At 66.8% G+C, this 18948-nt stretch carries 16 protein-coding genes; 8 read left to right on the top strand and 8 right to left on the bottom strand.

Annotation, left to right across the window (positions count from 1 at the left end; all coding sequences use genetic code 11):
- Positions 1–5 precede the first annotated feature (5 nt).
- Positions 6–1256 carry an Hsp70 family protein gene (locus tag EYF70_RS12945; protein WP_131145769.1) on the bottom strand — a complete coding sequence of 417 codons (1251 nt, stop codon included), beginning with the start codon at positions 1254–1256 and terminating at the stop codon, positions 6–8.
- A 165-nt stretch (positions 1257–1421) separates the two neighbouring features.
- On the opposite strand from EYF70_RS12945, the gene EYF70_RS31075 reads away from it, so the two are divergent.
- The 3 genes from EYF70_RS31075 (at position 1422) to EYF70_RS12935 (ending at position 3667) form a co-directional block, all read left to right on the top strand.
- On the top strand, positions 1422–1571 hold the full coding sequence (locus EYF70_RS31075) for a hypothetical protein (RefSeq protein WP_165497654.1): 150 nt from the start codon (positions 1422–1424) through the stop codon (positions 1569–1571).
- Between the two features lie 161 nt (positions 1572–1732).
- On the top strand, positions 1733–2809 hold the full coding sequence (locus EYF70_RS12940) for a LacI family DNA-binding transcriptional regulator (protein ID WP_229420845.1): 1077 nt from the start codon (positions 1733–1735) through the stop codon (positions 2807–2809).
- Between the two features lie 132 nt (positions 2810–2941).
- Positions 2942–3667 (top strand): MHFG family PEP-CTERM protein, encoded by a 726-nt coding sequence (locus EYF70_RS12935; protein WP_131145767.1) that lies wholly within the window; start codon positions 2942–2944, stop codon positions 3665–3667.
- Between the two features lie 85 nt (positions 3668–3752).
- Here EYF70_RS12935 and EYF70_RS12930 read toward each other — a convergent pair whose 3' ends face one another.
- The 5 genes from EYF70_RS12930 to EYF70_RS12910 all read right to left on the bottom strand — a co-directional run bounded on the left by EYF70_RS12930 (position 3753) and on the right by EYF70_RS12910 (position 10565).
- Positions 3753–4070 carry a DUF3325 family protein gene (locus tag EYF70_RS12930; RefSeq protein ID WP_131145766.1) on the bottom strand — a complete coding sequence of 106 codons (318 nt, stop codon included), beginning with the start codon at positions 4068–4070 and terminating at the stop codon, positions 3753–3755.
- On the bottom strand, positions 4063–5742 hold the full coding sequence (locus EYF70_RS12925) for a PepSY-associated TM helix domain-containing protein (protein ID WP_131145765.1): 1680 nt from the start codon (positions 5740–5742) through the stop codon (positions 4063–4065). Before EYF70_RS12925 ends, EYF70_RS12930 begins: the two co-directional genes overlap by 8 nt.
- A gap of 13 nt (positions 5743–5755) precedes the next feature.
- A complete protein-coding gene (locus EYF70_RS12920) occupies positions 5756–6052 on the bottom strand; it encodes an iron uptake protein (RefSeq protein ID WP_131145764.1) in 297 nt (98 codons plus the stop codon).
- Between the two features lie 275 nt (positions 6053–6327).
- Complete coding sequence (locus tag EYF70_RS12915) at positions 6328–8973, bottom strand: TonB-dependent receptor (protein ID WP_229420844.1); 2646 nt, start codon at positions 8971–8973, stop codon at positions 6328–6330.
- 560 nt (positions 8974–9533) lie between these two features.
- A complete protein-coding gene (locus EYF70_RS12910) occupies positions 9534–10565 on the bottom strand; it encodes a DNA-binding protein (RefSeq protein WP_131145763.1) in 1032 nt (343 codons plus the stop codon).
- A 276-nt stretch (positions 10566–10841) separates the two neighbouring features.
- Here EYF70_RS12910 and EYF70_RS12905 point away from each other — a divergent pair, with 276 nt between their 5' ends.
- Together EYF70_RS12905 and EYF70_RS12900 are read left to right on the top strand one after the other, a co-directional pair.
- Positions 10842–12962: a TonB-dependent receptor gene (locus tag EYF70_RS12905; RefSeq protein ID WP_131145762.1), complete on the top strand. Its 2121-nt coding sequence runs from the start codon at positions 10842–10844 to the stop codon at positions 12960–12962.
- A gap of 145 nt (positions 12963–13107) precedes the next feature.
- On the top strand, positions 13108–14139 hold the full coding sequence (locus EYF70_RS12900; RefSeq protein WP_131145761.1) for a pentapeptide repeat-containing protein: 1032 nt from the start codon (positions 13108–13110) through the stop codon (positions 14137–14139).
- A 140-nt stretch (positions 14140–14279) separates the two neighbouring features.
- On the opposite strand, the gene EYF70_RS12895 is transcribed toward EYF70_RS12900, so the two are convergent.
- Both EYF70_RS12895 and EYF70_RS12890 read right to left on the bottom strand, forming a co-directional pair.
- Complete coding sequence (locus EYF70_RS12895; RefSeq protein WP_131145760.1) at positions 14280–14996, bottom strand: SDR family NAD(P)-dependent oxidoreductase; 717 nt, start codon at positions 14994–14996, stop codon at positions 14280–14282.
- Between the two features lie 42 nt (positions 14997–15038).
- On the bottom strand, positions 15039–15554 hold the full coding sequence (locus EYF70_RS12890) for a chemotaxis protein CheD (RefSeq protein ID WP_131145759.1): 516 nt from the start codon (positions 15552–15554) through the stop codon (positions 15039–15041).
- Between the two features lie 205 nt (positions 15555–15759).
- Here EYF70_RS12890 and EYF70_RS12885 point away from each other — a divergent pair, with 205 nt between their 5' ends.
- From EYF70_RS12885 to EYF70_RS12875, 3 genes are read left to right on the top strand one after another with little or no spacing between them, the layout of a single operon-like run.
- Positions 15760–17148 carry a circularly permuted type 2 ATP-grasp protein gene (locus tag EYF70_RS12885; RefSeq protein ID WP_371861737.1) on the top strand — a complete coding sequence of 463 codons (1389 nt, stop codon included), beginning with the start codon at positions 15760–15762 and terminating at the stop codon, positions 17146–17148.
- An 18-nt stretch (positions 17149–17166) separates the two neighbouring features.
- Complete coding sequence (locus tag EYF70_RS12880; protein ID WP_131145758.1) at positions 17167–18102, top strand: alpha-E domain-containing protein; 936 nt, start codon at positions 17167–17169, stop codon at positions 18100–18102.
- Between the two features lie 9 nt (positions 18103–18111).
- A complete protein-coding gene (locus EYF70_RS12875) occupies positions 18112–18915 on the top strand; it encodes a transglutaminase family protein (RefSeq protein ID WP_131145757.1) in 804 nt (267 codons plus the stop codon).
- The last annotated feature ends 33 nt before the right edge of the window (positions 18916–18948 follow it).

The following is an 18948-nucleotide window of genomic DNA, read 5'->3' as shown; positions in this document are numbered from 1 at the left end:
GTTCCTTAGCCGAATTGCCGGACGGCGTCCAGCGCCAGGCCGGCGCCGATGCTGCCGAACCGGTCGCCCTCGACACGGCGGGCAGCGGGCACCGCCGCCCCGATCCGTTCGCGCAATGCCGCCACGCCCGACGAACCGCCCGTGAAGAATACCGTGTCGACCTGCTCGCTGCGCACGCCGGCATCGGCCAGCAACCGGTCGACGCTGCCGCCCACCGTGTCGACCAGCGCACCGATCGCCGCGACGAAGCATTCCCGCTCCACGTCCAGCGCCAGCGGGGGCGCCAGCCGGTCCAGCTCGAGCCGCACCGAAGCCTGGTCCGACAATCCGATCTTGGTTTCCTCGACGCGCATGGCCAGCCAGTGGCCGGCGCGGTCCTCGATCAGGTTTTGCAGGCGCCGCAGCTTTTCCGGCTCGCGCGCGTCGCGCACCAGTTCGCCCAACTGGGCCGACATCTTCCTCGTGTAGGCCTGGTTGATGGTGTGCCACGTCGCCAGGTTGAAGTAATAGCTGGACGGTACCGCACTGCCGTTTTTCAATTCGCTGCCGTAGCCCAGTTGCGGCATCACGGCGGCCAGGCTCAGGTACTTGTCGAAGTCGGTACCGCCGATGTGCACGCCCGCATTGGCGAGGATGTCGTCGCGGCGGTCGATCCTGGCCATCCGCGAGGGTGCCAGGCGAACCAGCGAGAAATCGGACGTACCGCCGCCGATGTCGGCGATCAGCACCAGTTCCTCGCGGTCGATCTGGGACTCGTAGTCGAACGCGGCGGCGATCGGTTCGTACTGGAATGCCAGGTCGCGGAAACCCGCCGCGCGGGCGATGTCGGCCAGCGTGTCCTCGGCCAGCCGGTCGGCGGCCGGATCGTCGTCGACGAAATGCACGGGCCGCCCGAGCACCGCGGCGTCGAAGCGGCGGCCCGCGGCGTGTTCGCCACGGTGCTTCAATTCGCGGATGAACTGGCCGAGCAGCTCGCGGAACGACAGCGCACGACCCGCCACTTCGGTCTGGCCATCCATCAGCGGCGTGCCCAGCAGGCTCTTGAGCGAGCGCATCAGGCGCCCCTCATAGCCGGCCAGATAGTCGGCCAGCGCGGCGCGGCCGAACGTGACCTCGTCGTCGTCGGCATTGAAGAACACCACCGACGGCAGCGTGACCTTGCCGTCTTCGAGCGGCAACATCACCGGCCGGCCCGGTTGTACCCACCCGACCGTGGAGTTGGACGTGCCGAAGTCGACACCGCACGCTGTTGCCATCGCTACCTCATCTGAAAGGGGCAAAATTTTACCAGAGTTGGATTGACCTGTATCAAATCCCGCACCGCCCAGATAGTTACGCTAGGAAATTCGACAAAACAGGAGACCGAGATGGAAGGCTACAGCAGAGCTACGCGACGGGTGCGGGACAAGGTGGGCGAGGATGTGAGAACAGCTGGGCCATCGGGTATCGGCCATGCGGCACCGGGGCGTGGACGGGCGCTGGAACGGCTGCGCAGCGGCTGGCGCCGCCGCGCGGGCGCGACTGGCGCGCTGCTGGCTGTCATCGCCGTGACGCTGGTCATCACCGGTTGAAGGACGCGCAGCGTCCACGGAAGTTGCGTCACGGTAATCGATTTCCTTGAGGTAATTGTTGCCATACGGTAAGTGCATGCGGTATCCTCAACTGAAACGGTGCCGACACGGGCCAACACCAGACGATGAGAAAAACAAAGACACCACTTCCGGCGGACAGCGTGGCCGCCACCAGGACGGCAGAGTACAAGGCCGCGGTCGTGCGTGAAAACCGGCGCGTCACGTCCTACGACGTGGCGCTCCTGGCTGGCGTGTCGCAATCGGCCGTGTCGCGTTGCTTCAAGCCGGGCGCCAGCGTCTCGCCGACGACCTACGCGCGCGTGATGAAGGCGGCCGCCGGACTCGACTACATTCCCAACGCGGCAGCCCGCAGCCTGATCACACGGCGCTCGAACATGGTGGCCGTCGTCATGTGCCACGTCGCCAACCTGTATTACCCGGAGGCGCTTGCCGAACTGTCCCAGCAACTGGCCCGCCGGGGCAAGCGGGTCCTGCTGTTCACGGTCCAGCACGAAGACGAGGTCGAGCACATCCTGGGCGACATCTGGCAGTACCAGGTCGATGGCGCGATCATCGCCGCCACCCTCAGCGATGAACAGGTGCAGGAGTTCGAGCGGCGCGGGTTGCCGCTGGTGGTCTTCAACCGCAACCTGCGCGGGCGCACCGTCAACAGCGTGCTGTGCGACCAGTACGAGGCCGGGCGCATGCTGGCCACGCGGCTGGCCGCCGCGGGGCACCGCCAGTTCGGCATCATGGCCGGACCCGACGGGTCGGCGGTTGCCGCCGAGCGCCGCGCCGGCGCCTGCGACCGGCTGCTGGAACTGGGCCTGCCGCCACCCGTGCTGGTCACAGGCCAGTTCGACTATGCCAGCGGCGCGCGCGGCCTGCGCGAGCTCATCGAACGGCTCGGGCATCCGCCGGATGCCGTCATCTGCGGCAATGACGTGATGGCGCTCGGCTGCCTCGATCTGGCGCGCCACGAACTGGGTATTGACGTGCCAGGTACCATGTCCGTCGCCGGGTTCGACGCCGTCGAACCGACCGGCTGGCTGAGCTGCAACCTGACCACGCTGCGCCAGCCGATGCACAATATGGCGCTGGCCGCGGCCGACCTGCTGACCTCGATGATCGAATCGCACGGCAGCCACCTGGCCGAGAAGCGCACCTTCGCGCCGCAACTGGTGCCCGGCGCGACAGCCCGGCTGGCACCGCTGGCAGGCGCGTCACTGGCCGCCTGATCCAGTCACCATGGCCATGACGACAAGCATGGTGGACGTTTCGCAATAGTCGTTGCGTTAGGAAACGCACGTTTCCGGTCTGCGAAACAGCCTACAGTGCATCCATGAGATCGCTTTCGTGGAGTACTCGCCATGGCTTACATGCTGGCCGCCGCCGCGGCCGCCCTTTTCGTCCAGCCGGTCTGTTCATGGGACCGGCCCGGTGTCGACCGCTATCGCGGTTCGCCGGCCGCCGCGCTGGCCAACTATCGCGACATCTCCCCTGCCGACCGCGCCACGCTGGCGCGCAGGATCGCTGCCGGGATTCCGGACGATACCGTGCAGATCAGCCGCACCGCGATTGCCGGGCATTACCAGTATGAAAGCCGTATCGCCGACATGCATTTCGGCACCGGGCGGATGTGCCGCACGGTCACGCGGGCCAAATGGCGCCCGGCGCACCGCGAGGCGGCCGCGGTGTACTGCGTGGGCGATACCTGCGTGCTGGTTCCTGAAGTATGCGGCAACGTCAGCCGCGTTCGCAGGATCGTGACGTCGGGTTCGGGCGGGCCCGGGGCGACCGGCGGAGCGCCACGCCTTCCCGCCGCGCCGCCCGCCGCCGCACAGCCCCCGCTGGCCCTGGCGCCGCCGCCCGACTATCCGCCCGTTCCGGCAGCCGGCGACGAACTGCCGCCATGGGTGGTGCCGGGCGCGCTGCCGCCGCCGGTGCCCGGCCTGGAGTACCCGGGGCCCGGGCGCGAGGTTTCCGGGCCGCTGCCGTTGTCGCCGGTACCCGAACCGTCGACCTGGGCGATGCTGGCGGGCGGCCTGGCCGTGCTGGCCGCGCGGACCTGGCGCCGCCGCGGCCGGGCACACTAGTCCGGATGGGCACTACGCTGCGGCTGCAGCCGGCGGGAGTGGAGCGCCGGCCTGCGATGGCCCTGCAGGGGACCGCCGCCGATGCCTAGGCGCCGGCCCAGAATACCAGCACGGCCAGCACGCGGGCACGCCACGTCAACGTCAGCGCCACTGCCAGGGCGGCGGCGGCGATCGCCATCAGCCACACGAGTACCGCGATGGAGGCGGAATCGGCGACCAGGCACAGCACCAGTGCGATGGCCAGTGCCACCGCACCGAGCCAGCGCAGCTGGCGGGCCATCGCGGCGGGTCGCGGCGCCTTGCCTCTCACCTGCTCCCAATGCGTGTCCAGCGACAGCGCGAACCACCCCATGCCGGCCATGCAGGCGGCCAGTGCCGCCAGCAACATCAGGGCATCACGCATGGCCAGCCTCCAGCGTGGCGGCTTTTGCCGGTGCGACCAGGGTGGCGCGCCGTTGCAACCGGCGTGCCGCCAGCAGTGCGAGGCCGGCACCGGCCAGCATGAACAGGTCGGCACCCGCCACCGGCCAGTAACTCGTGGCAACGGTACGCAGCAAGTGGTCGCCCGTGGTGACCCAGTTCAGTACCGGCGCCACGATGCCCAGCACGCCGATCGCCAGGCACTGTTCGCGCCATGCCGGCGCCAGGCGGCCTGCGGCCACCGGCGCGGTACGCCACACGGCGTGCGCCATCGCCAGCGCCCAGACACCCCAGAATGCATACTTTTCCATGGCGCCGCGCCACGGCCAGCCGGCCGGCATCGCATCCGGCAACAAGCGGTTGGCGATCAGCATGCCGAGTGCCGCGATCAGCATGCCGGTGACGGTAGTGACCGCCAGCGCATCGACCACGCGCGCGCCGGCGCTGCCCTGCCGGGCGTGCTGACGCTTGCGCTTTTCCACGAAGAACAGGAAGCCGGTTGCGATGCAGGCGCAGCCAGCCAGCCCACCCAGCACATACAGCCAGCGCAGCAGCCAGTGGCGGAAGTGCTGCAGGTGCAGGCCGGTGAGGAATTCGTTGACGCGCGCCACCAGCGTCGGCGGCGGATCCTCGCGCAGCAGTTCGCCCGTGGACGCCTTGAAATGGATGCCCTCCCCGGTCAGCGCGATGCGGTCGGTACCGGAACGGTAGATCGATACATAGCCATTGGCGTCGCCGGGGAACTGCACGGCGAGGAAGCCGACATCGCCCGCCATGCCTTTCGCGGCCCAGCGGCGGCGCGCTTCGGCGACCATCGGATCCACCGGGGCTATTGGCGCGGCAACGCCGGCGCGGGCGTACGGCAACCCGGTTTCGCGGGCTTCGACCTGCTCGTGCTTGTCGTGCAGCGCCGCGAGCTGGGTATGGGTGACCGGAAAATAGATGCCGGCGAAGATCACCAGGCCGGTAAAAGCAAAGAAGAAATGGAATGGCAGCGCCACTACGCCGGTCAGGTTGTGCAGGTCCAGCATGCTGCGCTGGGTGCTCTTGTTGGGCCGGAACGTGAACAGTTCGCGGAACAGCTTGCGGTGCATGATCACGCCGGTGACGAGGGCGACCAGCATCATCAGCGCGGCGAAGCCGACGATCCAGTAGCCCAGGTTTTTCCAGTCGAACGTCAGGCTGTAGTGCAGCGGATAGAAGAAGCCGCTGCCGATCTTCAGCCGGTCATCCGGCAGCGCGGTACCGGTACGGGGATCGACCGTGCGCAGCGCGAAGATGGCGGTGTCCTTTTCCCTGGCATTGGGCACCTCGTAGCCGACGAACAGGGCCAGCACGGGATCGCGGTGCGTGGTGTACGCGCCCATGCGCGTCACGGTGTCGAAGCGCTCGGGCAGCGGACCGTCGACCTGGCCGCGCATCGCCGCGCGGGCATCCTCGAGCGGCTGCATGTCCTCGAACACGGGGCGCAGCAGCTTGTCGAACGACGGCATCGGCTGCGGCTCGAAGCGCGTGGCCGGGATCGCCCAGCGGTCGATTTCCCGGTCGAACACCGAGAGCGCGCCAAAGAAGAACACGACCATCAGCACGAAGCCCAGGAACAGGCCGAACCAGGTATGCAGCCAGGCCATCGCCAGGCGGAAATTCGGGAACATGGTCAACCTCCGGTCAGACGATCTGTTGTTGCAGCAGGGACGCGGCGCCGGCCAGCAAGGCGCCACCGCCGGCCAGCACCAGCCACACCCGCGACACGCTGCGGGCCACGAAGGTCAGCAGGAACGCCACCAGGAATACCAGCAAGCCGACGATATAGGACAGGTGCTCTGCATCGTGGAATTCCATGCCCGCGGCGTACAGCAGCGCCGTGCCGAAGGCAATCACGCCCCACGTGAAGGCGTAGCCGCCAAGGACGGCGGCAGCCGTGCGGGAAACGATGTGAAGCGGCGATGATGTCAGGGCGGCCATGGCGGTGTGCGGTAGGTTGATCGATGTTCCTCCCCCATGCGCGCGCCGCTGGCGGGATGGGGGGTGGAACTAGAATGAGAACTATTCGCATTCTAGCAGCGGTTATCGCCGATACCAACTATTCCAGTGCCAATTTTTACGGGAAACGGCGTGACGACGCGGCACGCTGGATAAATGAAAAAAGCGCGCTGCCGGCCGGAGCCGCGCAGCGCGCTTTCTGGTTTGGTCCTGCGCGACCGCCCTTGCGGGCGGCCCACGCAGCGATCTCTCGCCGCTTACAGCTTCCAGCGCAGGGTCAGGCCGATCACGCGGTCGTAGCGACGCACGTCACGCGGATTGCTGGCGATGCCGTGGTAGTCGTTGTACGTCCGGTCGGTCAGGTTTTCCACGTCCAGCGTGATGCCCATGTGCTCGTTGAACTTGTACGACAGCGATGCATCCACGGTTTCGATCGGATCGACGATCAGGTCGATCGGCCCGATCGGGGCGGCGATCGCGCGGTAGTTGAACGTGTCGACGTAACGGCTGCGGTAGTTGTAGGCCAGGCGCGCGGACCATGGGCCACGCTCGTACAGGCCGACCACGTTGAAGGCGTTCTTCGACATGCCCTGGAACGGCGCTTCCTTGCCGGCGTCCAGGAAGTGACCCTTCATGTACGTGTAGTTCGCTTCCAGGCCGAAGCCGCCCAGCCAGCCCGGCAGGAAGTCGTAGAACTGGCGGTAGCCGATTTCGACGCCTTCCAGCTGGCCTTCGTTGACGTTGCGCGGACGGTCCATGCGGTACTGCTTGCCGTCGAACGTTTCCATCGCGAGAGAGCGGATGATGTAGTTCTCGAACTTGTGCTTGAACACCGTGGCGGTCAGGCTGCCGGTCGGCGCGAAGTACCATTCCAGCGCCACGTCGGCGTTCTTGCCCGTGACCGGCTTCAGGTCCGGGTTGCCGCCGTTGCCGCCGTAGATGCCCAGGCCGTCCGGGGTCGCGCCCAGCGAAATGCCGGGGTTGAAGTCGCCGAAGGCCGGGCGCTGGATCGTCTTGCCGGCGTTGACGCGGCCGATCAGCGTATCGGTCAGGTTGGCTTTCAGCGTCAGGTTCGGCAGCACGTCGGTATCCGACGACTTCTTGTTCACGGCCACCGGCTGGTTGTCCACGTTCGAGAAACCGTTCACGTCCAGCTTGGTCTTGACGACACGCACGCCCACCGTGCCTTCGACCGGTACCGGGCCGGCGTTGAAGCCGAAGCGGGTCTTGCCGTACAGCGCACTGGTGTCCTCGTTATTGGTGTACAGCGAGTACGGATCCGGCGCGGTGCGGCCATCGCGACCGTACAGCTTGCGCATGGCGTCGATATTGGCGTGCTGGTAGTCGCCGCAGACGGTCAGCCACTGGTTCATGCCGTAGTCGTTGGAGAACCGCTGCGACGGGCAGGTCAGCCCCGGCAGCGAGCTGACGGCCGGCAGGCCCGGCACGGCCGGCAGGAAGTTCAGGCTTTCATGCTGGTAACGGGCGCTGCGCTTGGCGATCCGCACACCGGCGCTGAACTCGCGGAAGAAGCTTTCCTCGCCGTTGTTGTAGGTCGCGTCCGCGCGCCAGTCCTTCGACTGGCCGCCCGAGGCCTGCCAGTTGTCGATGAGGTTGTGCAGCGTGTAGTTGTTCGGGTCCAGCATGTTGTAGCCGGGATAGTCGAAGCGCGCGCCGCCATTGACATAGGTCTGGCCGACGATCGTGGTCGGATGGGCCAGCATCTCCATGATCGGCATGTCCTGCTTCCAGCGCGCGGTGGTGCGGACGAACTCGGTCGACACGCGCAGGTCCGGCGTGACGGTCCACTTGGCGCCGATCGCAGCCTGGTGGGTTTCCGAATCGTCGCGCGGCGTCTGGTTCGAGCTCAGTGCAAACGGGTTGCCGGACGACGTGACCGTGTCGACCTGGTTGGTACCCGGGAACAGCGTGTACTGGGTGGTCGGCCCCCAGCCCAGGTTACCGAGGAAGAACTGGTTTTCACGGTCGTGGTCGATGCGGGTCGACCAGCCTTCCGCCAACAGCTCCACATTGCGCGCCGGCTTGAACTGGAAAGCCCAGTTGGCGGAATAACGCTCGCGCATGCCGTAGTTGCTGGAATGCCCGAGGTCGACCGGACCGGTAACCGCGGCATTGGGCTTGCTTGTGTTGTTGGTGACCGTATTGTCCGGCGGCGAGTTCCAGGTCACTTCATCGAAATAGTGGCCCTTCTGGTACGACACGCCGAACAGCGCGCCGAATTCGCCCAGGTCGTTCTTCCAGCGGTTCGAGATCATGCCGGACACCTGCGGATCGGTGGTGTCGGCCTTGTCGCGACGTTCGCCGCGGCCGCTCAGGCTGGCGGAGAAGCCCTTGAAGTCGAACGGGCGCGCGGTGCGTACGTCGATCACGCCGGCGGTACCGCCTTCGACCATTTCAGCGCCCTGCGTCTTGTAGACGTCGACGCGCTGCAGCATCGTGGTCGGGATGTCCGCCAGGTGCAGGTTGCGGTTGGTGGACGTGTAGACTTCGCGGCCGTTCAGCAGCGTCGTCAGGCCTGGCAGGCCGCGAATGATCACGTCGGCCGCTTCGCCGCCCGAGCGGCGGATTTGCACGCCGGTGACGCGGCCGAGGATTTCAGCCACGTTCTTGTCCGGGAACTTGCCGGCTTCTTCCGCGACGATCGAATCGATCACTTCATCGGAGTTCCGCTTGATCGTCTGCGCGCTTTGCGCGGCGCGGCGCACGCCGGTGACGACGACCGAGACCGGTGCCGAAGTCGCCTGCGCTTCCGCGACGGCCTGGGCGTTCTGGGCCCAGACCGATGCACTACTGAGAATGCCGGCACCCGCCAGGACGGCGACCGACAGCTTCATTTTCATCTGTTGCGATGGGGGAGTGTGACCGAACGAAATCGTTGTCATCGAAGATCTCCTGATCGTTATAGTTTTTGTCAAAGACGTGTGCTACCACTGTCAACTTGATGCTGCGGGCCAATGGTAGTGACCGCACCAAGCTCGATCCAATGACTTTTTTGGGGTTTTTGATGCCGAATTTGATATGTCAGCGGCGATCAGCAGATTTTACTTAGGCAATTTATATTTCTTTCAATCAGCTCAAAGGCGCGGCAGGGCCGCTTGGGTACTGATTTGAAAGGATTTAATTTGGTCGACGGACGATCAATTTCATCCGCCGCTTGATCGCGAAACGCTCATTTCGGTGATCAGTGCACCCATCAGCCGCGACCGACCAGGCACGAGTGCGAGACTGATTTGTACCAAAGCTGCAACAGGGAGAACGTACGAGGCGTTAGCGTGACGCACCTGCGCGGCGCGCACGATGCCAAACGGATCAGCCGGGGGAACTGATCGATGCCCGCGCTGATCGGCCATACCGGCACGCGGCGCCGCCCGTCAGCGCCCGCGTGCGTGCCGAAGCAGTACTGCCAATGCCGTGGCTTCCCCGCGGCGCGGCCAGCCCATGCTCAGCCAGCTGGCTGGCGCTTGCGGGGCGCGGCTGGACCAGCCCGGCCGGCAGCATGATGCAAAGCCGTCTCCAGCGCGGCGGCGCGTCCGGCAGCGGCCGCCGCTTCCGCCTGCGCCACCGCCAGTTCGCGGCGCACGGCGGCCAGCGCCTGGAGCGCGTCGTCCCGCGCTGCTGCCGCGGCGGTGGCACTGCCATCCAGCATGCCGATGCGCTGGTGCAGTCCTGCAAGCTGCGACACCACATCGCGCAGCTCGGCACGCTGGCTTTCCAGCGCGGCCGCGCCGGCGTCGCGCTCGGTTTCAAGTGCCTTTTGCAGCCTGAGTACGGCCGCATGCTCACGCTCGCGCTCCTCGACTGCCTGGCGATGGGCGGCGACGGCAGCATCGCGCTCGGCCTGCAGCTGCACACGCAGTTTGTCGAGCGACGCCGCATGGTCGCGCTCCACCGTCCTGAACCAGGCATGCTGTTCATTCAGTTCCTTGCGCGCATCCTCCACGCGCTGGCGCAGCTTTGCGTTGATCGCTTCGCCGGCGGCCAGCTGGTGGCGCAGCGCGGCAAGCTCCTTGCGCGCCGCGCCGGAGACTTCCCGCTCGGCCGCCAGCTCCGCCGCGAGGCCCGCAATGCGCACCGCCGCGGCCTCCTCTGCCCTGGCGGCATCGGCGATGCGGGCTTCCGCTTCGGCACGCAGCGCCGCCAGCGCCTCGCCGGCAGCCTCCTGGGCCTGCTTCCACAGGGCGGACAGCAACTCGCCAGCACCGCTGCGCAAGCTTTCAGGCAAGTCCGGGCCATCGATCGTGACCCGGCTGCGCTCCCGCAACTGGCTCCAGAACTTCGCCAGCGCTTCCGCCGGCGCCGACATGCTGCCTTTGCGAACCAGCTGGTAAAGCCGGTTGGCCGTCGGCGTCATGCCATACCGGAAAAACATCACGGCGCACACTTCACGGTACAGCTCCTGGGTGTTGGAATAGCGTGTCCGCAGCACATCCACATCGTTCAACAGCTGCGCTTCCGCAGTCAAAACCGGTTCCATGCCCCCCTCCAGTAAATAATACAACGTATTATGTAGTATATCGTAGTCGTTCCCCTTCACCGAAGAACAGGAATCTCAATGGCGGTGTCGGGCTCACAAGAAAGGCGCAGGAGGTACGCCGGCTAGCGATCCGTCAGTAAGACGCGAAAAGTGATCATTTGATACATTATCGCGGTGGGTATGACGTCCAGTGTTGCATTCTGGCACATTACTGTTGCTTTTCAGAACAGCTATCATCACCGACTTTCTTTACATCAATTTCCAGGAGCGCGCCACATGGTCCGACCGTGCCCGATTCCGCATGCCCTGGCGCTAGCGTGTGTGACGCTGGGCCACGCGCCGGTTCGGGCGCAGGAGGTGCCGGTCGCTGAAGTGGTGGTCACGGCGACGCGGACCGCAAAAACGGTCGACAGGATCCCCGGCGCGGTGACGGTGGTGTCCCAGCGCGACCTGGAAACGCAATACCTGCTGGCGGACGATCCCTCGGCCGCGCTGGCCACCTACATACCGGGATATTCGCCGAGCCGGCAAAAGATTTCCTCCACGGGAGAATCGCTGCGCGGGCGCACACCGCTGATCCTGCTCGATGGCGTTCCGCAGTCCAATCCGCTGCGCGCCGGCATGCGCGAGGGTTTTTTCGCCGATACGGCGATCATCGAACGGATCGAAGTGATCGCCGGCGCCTCGGCCATGCAGGGTATGGGCGCCACCGGCGGCATCATCAACTACATCACGAAGACGCCGCGCCAACCGGGGACCACGGTCGCCGTGCACGCCAGGGCGGCCACGGGATTCCGCCATGACAACCTGGACTGGAAAACCGGGCTGTCGGTGTCGCACAAGTCCGGCGCCTTCGATCTGTTCGGCTACGCGAGCGTGCAACGGCGCGGCATGGCCTACGACGGCAGCGGCCGCCGGATCGGCATCGATGCGCTGCAAGGCGATACCCTCGATGCGGGCGGGCACGACGTGTTCCTCAAGCTGGGCCGCGATATCGGCGAACAGCGCCTGCAGCTGACGATCAACCGCTTCATTTTCCGCGGCGAGCTCGATTACCGCACGGTGCCTGCCGATTTCGGCCGCGGCATCCCCACGTCCTCGGTGCCGGGGCGCCCGCCAGGCAATCCGGCCCGCAACGATGTGCGCACCGCCAGCCTGGATTACCGCCATGCTTCGCTGCTCGGTGGCGCCCTGGCGGTACAGGTGTTCAGCCAGGATTTCACGGCACTGTACGGCGGCAGCAACACGATCACGTTCCAGGATGCCCGCCTGGCACCGGTCGGCATGCTGTTCGACCAATCCGAAATCAACGCCGACAAGCATGGCGCCAGGATCACGTGGGTGCGGCAGGACCTGCCCGTGCCGGGACTGGAAGCCACGCTGGGCTTCGATTACCTGCGCGACCGCAGTGGCCAGCGCATGGCGCTGACGAACCGCACCTGGGTGCCGACCCTCGACTTCACGTCGACCGCGCCGTTCGTGCAACTGGAGTACGAAGCCGGCCCGGTCACGGTGCGCGGCGGCGTGCGCCGCGAATCCGCCCGGCTAGACGTCGACCCCTACACCACGCTGTGGTCGTACGGCGGGGTGGCGGTGGGCGGCGGCAAACGCTCGTTCGACAAGGCCGTCAAGAACATCGGCGCCGTGTGGCGCTTCGCCCCCGCATGGTCGGCGTTCGTGTCGTCCTCCGAAGGCTTCGGCTTGCCGGACGTGGGTATTGTCCTGCGCGGCGTGAACCGCCCCGGCCAGTCGGTCGACACCCTGTTCGAACTGCAGCCGGTCATCACCCGCAGCAAGGAAATCGGCATCAACTGGCGTGGCGCGCGGGGCAGCGCCGGCGCATCGTTCTACGACTCGCGCTCGGAACTGGGCACCGTGCTGCGGATCAACGCCGAAGGCCTCGGTGTGCTGGACCGCGTGCCGACCACCGTGCGCGGCTGGGAAGTCTCCACCGAGTTGCGGGCCACCGCCACGCTGTCGGCGTTCGCCACGTATGCCCGGACCATGGGCAAGACCGCGGCAAGCGCCGGGGCGCCGATGGACCTGGCACTGGGCGCCCGCGCGCAGGGCCCGGACAAGCTGGTGCTCGGTGCCAACTGGCAGCCGCTGCCGGGCACGCGCCTGCGGCTGCAGGCGACCCGCTTGGCCGATCGTGACATCAACATCGGCCGGATGGCCGGCCCCATCAGCCTGGAAGAGCATTTCCGCGGCTACACGCTGGCCGATATGGCGGCCACGTGGGACACGCGCTGGGGCCGCTTCGGCCTCGGCATCGACAACCTGACGGACCGGCAGTACATCGGCTACTACCCGCAATCGGTGTACCTGAAGGATCCGCTGTCCTACTTTGCCGGCCGTAGCCGCACGTATTCGGCAAGTTATACGCGCAGCTTCTGATTCACTTGCGCAGCAAAGTTCCCCAAAATCGTTTGCGATTTATCAAAACTATTGCATCTGGCTGAGCCGGGGGCTTAATCGATCGGGGTGACAGGTCCATAATCGGCGCGTGTGTCCGACATGTATCCCACGCTGGAGCCCGGTCATGAACATCCTTTCATCAGCGCTGTGGGGGCGGCTGCGCCGCCCCTCCCCCTGCGGTCCGCTTCTGCCGGCGCGCGTGCCCGCCGCGGAGCAACTGCGCGACCTGCTGCGGGCCGGCGCGCCGATGGCCGGCCGTGACCTGTCCGGTGCCGACCTGCGCGGCATGGTGCTCGACGGAGCGGATCTTTCCGGCGCGGTGCTGGAACGGACCGACCTGCGCGGCGCGAGCCTGCGCGGCACCCTGTTGCGCCATGCCTTGCTGACCGGCGTGCTGCTCGATGACGCGGATTGTTCGGGTGCGCGCTTCGACGGCGCCTGCCTCGATGGCAGCCGCGCCGAACATGCGCGGCTATGGGGCACCTCGCTGCGGGGCGTGCGGGCCAACGATGCATGCTGGCCCGGTGCCGACCTGAGCGATGCGCTGCTCGACGAGTTTGTCGCCGTGGGCATCACGCTGAACCACGCCGTACTGGACCGCAGCCGGGCGACATCGATGGTCTTGCTCGATGCCCACGCCGAGGCCAGCCGCTGGCGCGCCGTGCGCTGGGACAAGGTGCTGGCACTGCGCGCGCAGCTGCCCCGTGCCGACTTCCGCCAGGCCCGCCTGCGCGGCTGCGCGCTCAGTGGCGCCGACCTGGCGGGCAGCAACTGGCAACACGCCGAGCTCGACGGGCTGCAGGCCGCCGCAGGCACCGACTGGCATGGCGCGCTGCTGCGCGGCGCACGCGCTGTCGACTGCAACTTCCACGGCGCCCGGCTGGCCGGTGCCGATCTGTCGGGCGGCCGCTTCGTGCGCGCCGATTTCGGCACCTGCGACCTGGCTGGCAGCGTGCTCGACAATGCGCATTTCCCCTTCTGCAGCCTGATCGGCGCGCGCATGCAACATGCGCGCGCACACGGTGCCGACTTTGCCCGCAGCATCTGCCGGCGCGGCGATTTCACCGGCGCGGCCACCGACGGCGCGCGCTTCGCGTGGCCCGGCATGGGCGGCGACCTGGCTCTGGTGAGCAGGCTGGCGGCCAGCGTGCCGTGAGACCTTGCCGGTGTGCCGGTCCGCCGCTTCGTCATTTCGTCATTTCGTCATTTCGTCATTTCGTCATTGCGCAGCGCCTTGCCTGAAACCGGCGGTCCGGAACCGGCGATCCCGCCCGACCGGATGTCACGTGCCCCGTGCTAGCCCGGGTCGCGCAGATCGGCCAGCGGCAACGTGCCGAACCGCGCATCGAGGAGGTAGTCGACCAGTTGCGCGCCGGCGACGAGGGGATCGGCCAGTGCGCCATCCCGCTTGAGCGCCATGAAACGCCCGATCGCGGGGAAATCGCGCTCTGGCGTGCCACGGATCTCTTCCTGCATCGCCGTGTCGATGACGCCGGGCGCGACGCTGGCAATTGCCAGGCCGGGAATGGCGTCGAGGGCGACGGCGCGGGCATGCATGTCCAGCGCCGCCTTGGTGGCGCAATACGTGCTCCAGCCGCTGTAGGGTGCCCTGCCCGCGCCGCTGGAGACATGCGCCACGCGGCGGTCGGCGCAGCCGTTGCTTGCAGCCACGAAGGCGTCCGTCAGCACCAGGGCCGCGGTCACGTTCACCGACACGGCCAGCGCCAGCCGCGCCGCGCCCTGCGTGCCCGGCGCGCCGACGGGTTGCACGACGCCGGCGTTGTTCACCAGCAGTGCGCTGTCCGTGCCGTGGAGGAACGCGGCCAGTTCGCCGCCTGCGAGCCAGGCCTGCAATGCGGCCGCGTCGGCCAGGTCGAGCGCGACCTGGTGCATCGCGGGCAGCGCCTGGTTACCGTGCCGGGCAATGCCCATGACTTGCGCGCCACGCGCCAGCAGCGCGCGCGCGACGCCCTCCCCCAGCCCCCGGCTGTGTCCCGTAACGATGGCTTTCATGCTTCCTCCCAGACGAGCGAAAGCGCCATTGTAACGGTGCGCTCAGGCGGGGCCGAGGCGGCGCGTGTCGTAGGTCAGCGTGGCGCAATCGAGTGTGATGCGCGAACCGTGGCTGCCACCGAGGAACTGATGGACCACGCGCAGGCCGTATGCCGCCATGGCGCGTTCGAAGGCAATCACGTTGCGCTCGCCGACCCGCATCGGGGACGGCAGGCGTTCGAAGAGGCTGGCGCCGCCTGCCGCGACGACTTCGAGTTCCGCATAGTCGGCGGGCCGCGCGCCCAGGCTGCGCAGCAGCGCCGGCACGGCATTGCTGACATAGCGGACGTCGACGCCCGTGTCACCGGCGGGCGCATCCCCCAGCAGGCAGTGCGCCAGCGCGCAGCGCTTCTTGCGGCGCCAGATGATGCTGATGCCGACACAGGAACCCAGCAGCGCCGTCAGGACCATGTCGCCGCTGCCGACCGCGAACGCGCCCGCCCACACATGCCGGGTATCGGCCTGCGGGGGACGTGGTGCGGAGCCGGTCGTTGCCGGACGCGGGACGGTGATGGCCATGCGAACCCAATCGTGAAGTGGTCGGAAAAATGCGCGTGCCGGACATTGATTGGGTCGGCACGTAATGATGCACTGAGGAAACTCAACTGTAAAGGATTTTCACCGTCGCCGCAGGCGCATTTTCAATCGTGCAGCGACTTGGCACGTGTATTGCATAAACTTCCACATTCGCGGGAGGAAAACCATCGTGCAGTTCTACAATGAAATGACAGCGCCGGACGGCGTGCGGCCCCACTACCGGGAATTCGACAACTGGCTGGCCCAGCAGACACCTGAAGCGCTGGAACGCAAGCGGATCGAGGCGGACCTGACGTTCCGCCGCGTCGGCATCACCTTTGCCGTCTACGGCGACGACGCGGGCACCGAACGGCTGATTCCGTTCGACGCGATTCCCCGCATCATTCCCGCGGCCGAGTGGGCCCACTTGCAGCGCGGACTGGTACAGCGCGTACAGGCGCTGAACATGTTCATCCACGACATCTATCACGACCAGCACATCATCCGCGCTGGCGTGGTGCCCGCCGAACAGATCTACCGCAACGCGCAATACCGGCCCGAAATGCAGGGCATCAGCGTGGTATCCGACATCTATGCCCACATCGCCGGCGTCGACATCGTGCGTGCCGGCGAAGGCGAGTTCTACGTGCTGGAGGATAACCTGCGGGTGCCCTCCGGTGTGTCGTACATGCTGGAAGACCGGAAGATGATGATGCGGCTGTATCCGGAACTGTTTGCCCGGCACCGGGTGGCGCCCGTGGATCATTATCCCGATCTTCTGCTGGACAACCTGCGCTCGGTGGCCCCGGTCGGCGCATCCGACCCGACCGTGGTGGTAATGACCCCCGGCATGTACAACTCGGCCTATTTCGAGCATGCCTTCCTGGCCCAGCAGATGGGGGTCGAACTGGTCGAAGGAAAGGATTTGTTCGTCAACGACAACGCCGTGTACATGCGCACCACGCGCGGCCCGCGCCGGGTCGACGTGATCTACCGCCGGCTGGACGACGACTTCCTCGACCCGCTGGCGTTCCGCGCCGATTCGTCGCTGGGCGTGCCGGGGCTGCTGTCGGTGTACCGGGCCGGGCGCGTCACGCTGGCCAACGCCATCGGCACCGGCGTGGCGGACGACAAGTCGATCTATCCCTACGTGCCGGAGATGATCCGGTTCTACCTGTCCGAACAGCCGGTGCTGAACAACGTGCCCACTTACCAGTGCAGGAAGAGCGAGGACCTGCGCTATACCCTGGCCAACCTGCCCGACCTGGTGGTGAAGGAAGTGCATGGCGCCGGCGGCTACGGCATGCTGGTCGGACCCGCCTCGACCAAGGCGCAGATCGAGGAGTTCCGCGCCCGCCTGCTGGCCCGGCCGGAAGGCTACATCGCCCAGCCGACGCTGGCCCTGTCGAATTGCCCCACCTTCGTGGCCTCGGGCGTGGCGCCGCGCCACGTCGACCTGCGCCCGTTCGTCCTGTCCGGCAAGACCACCTCGATCGTGCCCGGCGGCCTGACCCGCGTGGCGCTGAAGGAAGGATCGCTGGTCGTCAACTCCTCGCAGGGTGGCGGCACGAAGGACACCTGGGTGCTGGAAAACTGAACATTAAGGGGACACAAGATGCTGAGCCGCACCGCCGACCATCTGTACTGGATGGCCCGCTATACCGAGCGCGCCGAAAATACGGCCCGCATGCTGGACGTGAACGTGCAGACCGCGCTGCTGCCGCAGTCGGAAGCGGATGCGCAGCAGGCCTGGCGCGCCATGCTGGGCATTTCGGAACTGCAGCACGCCTATGACAGCCGCCATGGGGCGCTGGTGCCGCGCGACGTGATCGACTTCATGGTGCGCGACCCGTTGAATCCATCGTCCATCGCGGCCTGCCTGAACGGCGCCCGCGAGAACGCCCGCGCGGTGCGCGGCACGCTGACGACGGAAGTGTGGGAAGTGCAGAACCAGACCTGGCTGGACCTGCAGTTCAAGTTGCGCGACCGCCTGCACGAACGCGATCCGCTGCAGTTCTTCGAATGGGTCAAGTACCGCTCGCACCTGTCGCGCGGCGTGACGATCGGCACCATGCTGCAGGACGAAGCCGTGCACTTCATCCGCCTCGGCACGTTTCTCGAGCGGGCCGACAATACGGCGCGCATCCTGGACGTCAAGTACCACGGCGACGGCGACGAGCGCGGCCGGCGCGATTTCTATTATTGGGCGGCGCTGCTGCGCTCCGTTTCCGGATTCGAGATCTACCGCAAGATGTACCGCGATGTGATCACGCCCGAACGGGTGGCCGAGATGCTGATGCTGCGCGCGGACATGCCCCGTTCGCTGCTGGCCTGCATGGAAGCGCTCGTCAACAACCTGCGCGAGGTACGCAACGCGACCTCCGGTGAAACGGAACGCCTGGCCGGGCAGCTGCACGCGGAGCTGCGCTTTGCCCGCATCGAAGACCTGCTGCGCGCCGGTCTGCACGACTACCTGACCCAATTCCTGCGCCGTATCTATGAGCTGGGGAACCGCGTGAGCCGCGACTTCCTGGTCCCCCTGGCCGCCTGAGGAGATGCCATGCAACTGTCGATCCGCCACCAAACCCGGTACACGTACACCGAACCGCTGGCCTACACGATCCAGCAACTGCACCTGACGCCGCGCATCGAGCCGCAGCAGCACGCGCTGCACTGGAAGCTGCTGGCGCCCGGCCACCTGAACGCCTACACGGATGCCTATGGCAACCTGTCGCACATGCTGACGCTCGACCAGGCCCACGGCGCGCTGTCGATCGTGGCCCAGGGCGTGGTGGAAACCAGCGTGCCGTGGCAGGGCCGCATCGCCGCCAACGATTCCCTGTCGCCGCTGATCTACACGGTGCCGACCCGGCTCACCGCGCCGACGCCGGGCATCCTGGAACTGGCGGCGGCATGCCTGCCCGATGGCCGCGCCCGCACCCGCCACCTGATGAAGCTGGCCGAGCACATCTTTGGTGCGGTACGGTATCAAAGCGGTGCGACCGAAGTGACGACGCCGGCCAGCACCGCGCTGCAGCTGGGCCGCGGCGTTTGCCAGGACCACGCGCACATCTTCCTGGCGTGCTGCCACGCGCACGGGATTCCGGCGCGCTACGTCTCCGGCTATATCGATCCGGAAGATACCGGCCATGCCGCCAGCCATGCGTGGGTGGATGCGTGGGCCAGCGATCCCGGCTACGATGGCTGGATCAGCATCGACGTGACCCACTCGCGGCTGATGACGGACGCGTATTGCCGCATCGCCGTCGGCCGCGACTACGAAGCCGCCGCACCGGTGCGCGGCGTGCGGCATGGCGGCGGTGGCGAGGTGCTCGACGTGGACGTCCGGATCGTCCAGCAGTAATCCTGGCGGCCCGGCACGGCTGGCCCATCAACG

It is taken from the genome of Pseudoduganella albidiflava (assembly GCF_004322755.1).
Classification (GTDB): Bacteria; Pseudomonadota; Gammaproteobacteria; order Burkholderiales; family Burkholderiaceae_D; genus Rugamonas; species Rugamonas albidiflava.
The sequence above is the reverse complement of the archived record's forward strand: the minus strand, read 5'-3'. Positions and strand labels throughout refer to the sequence as shown.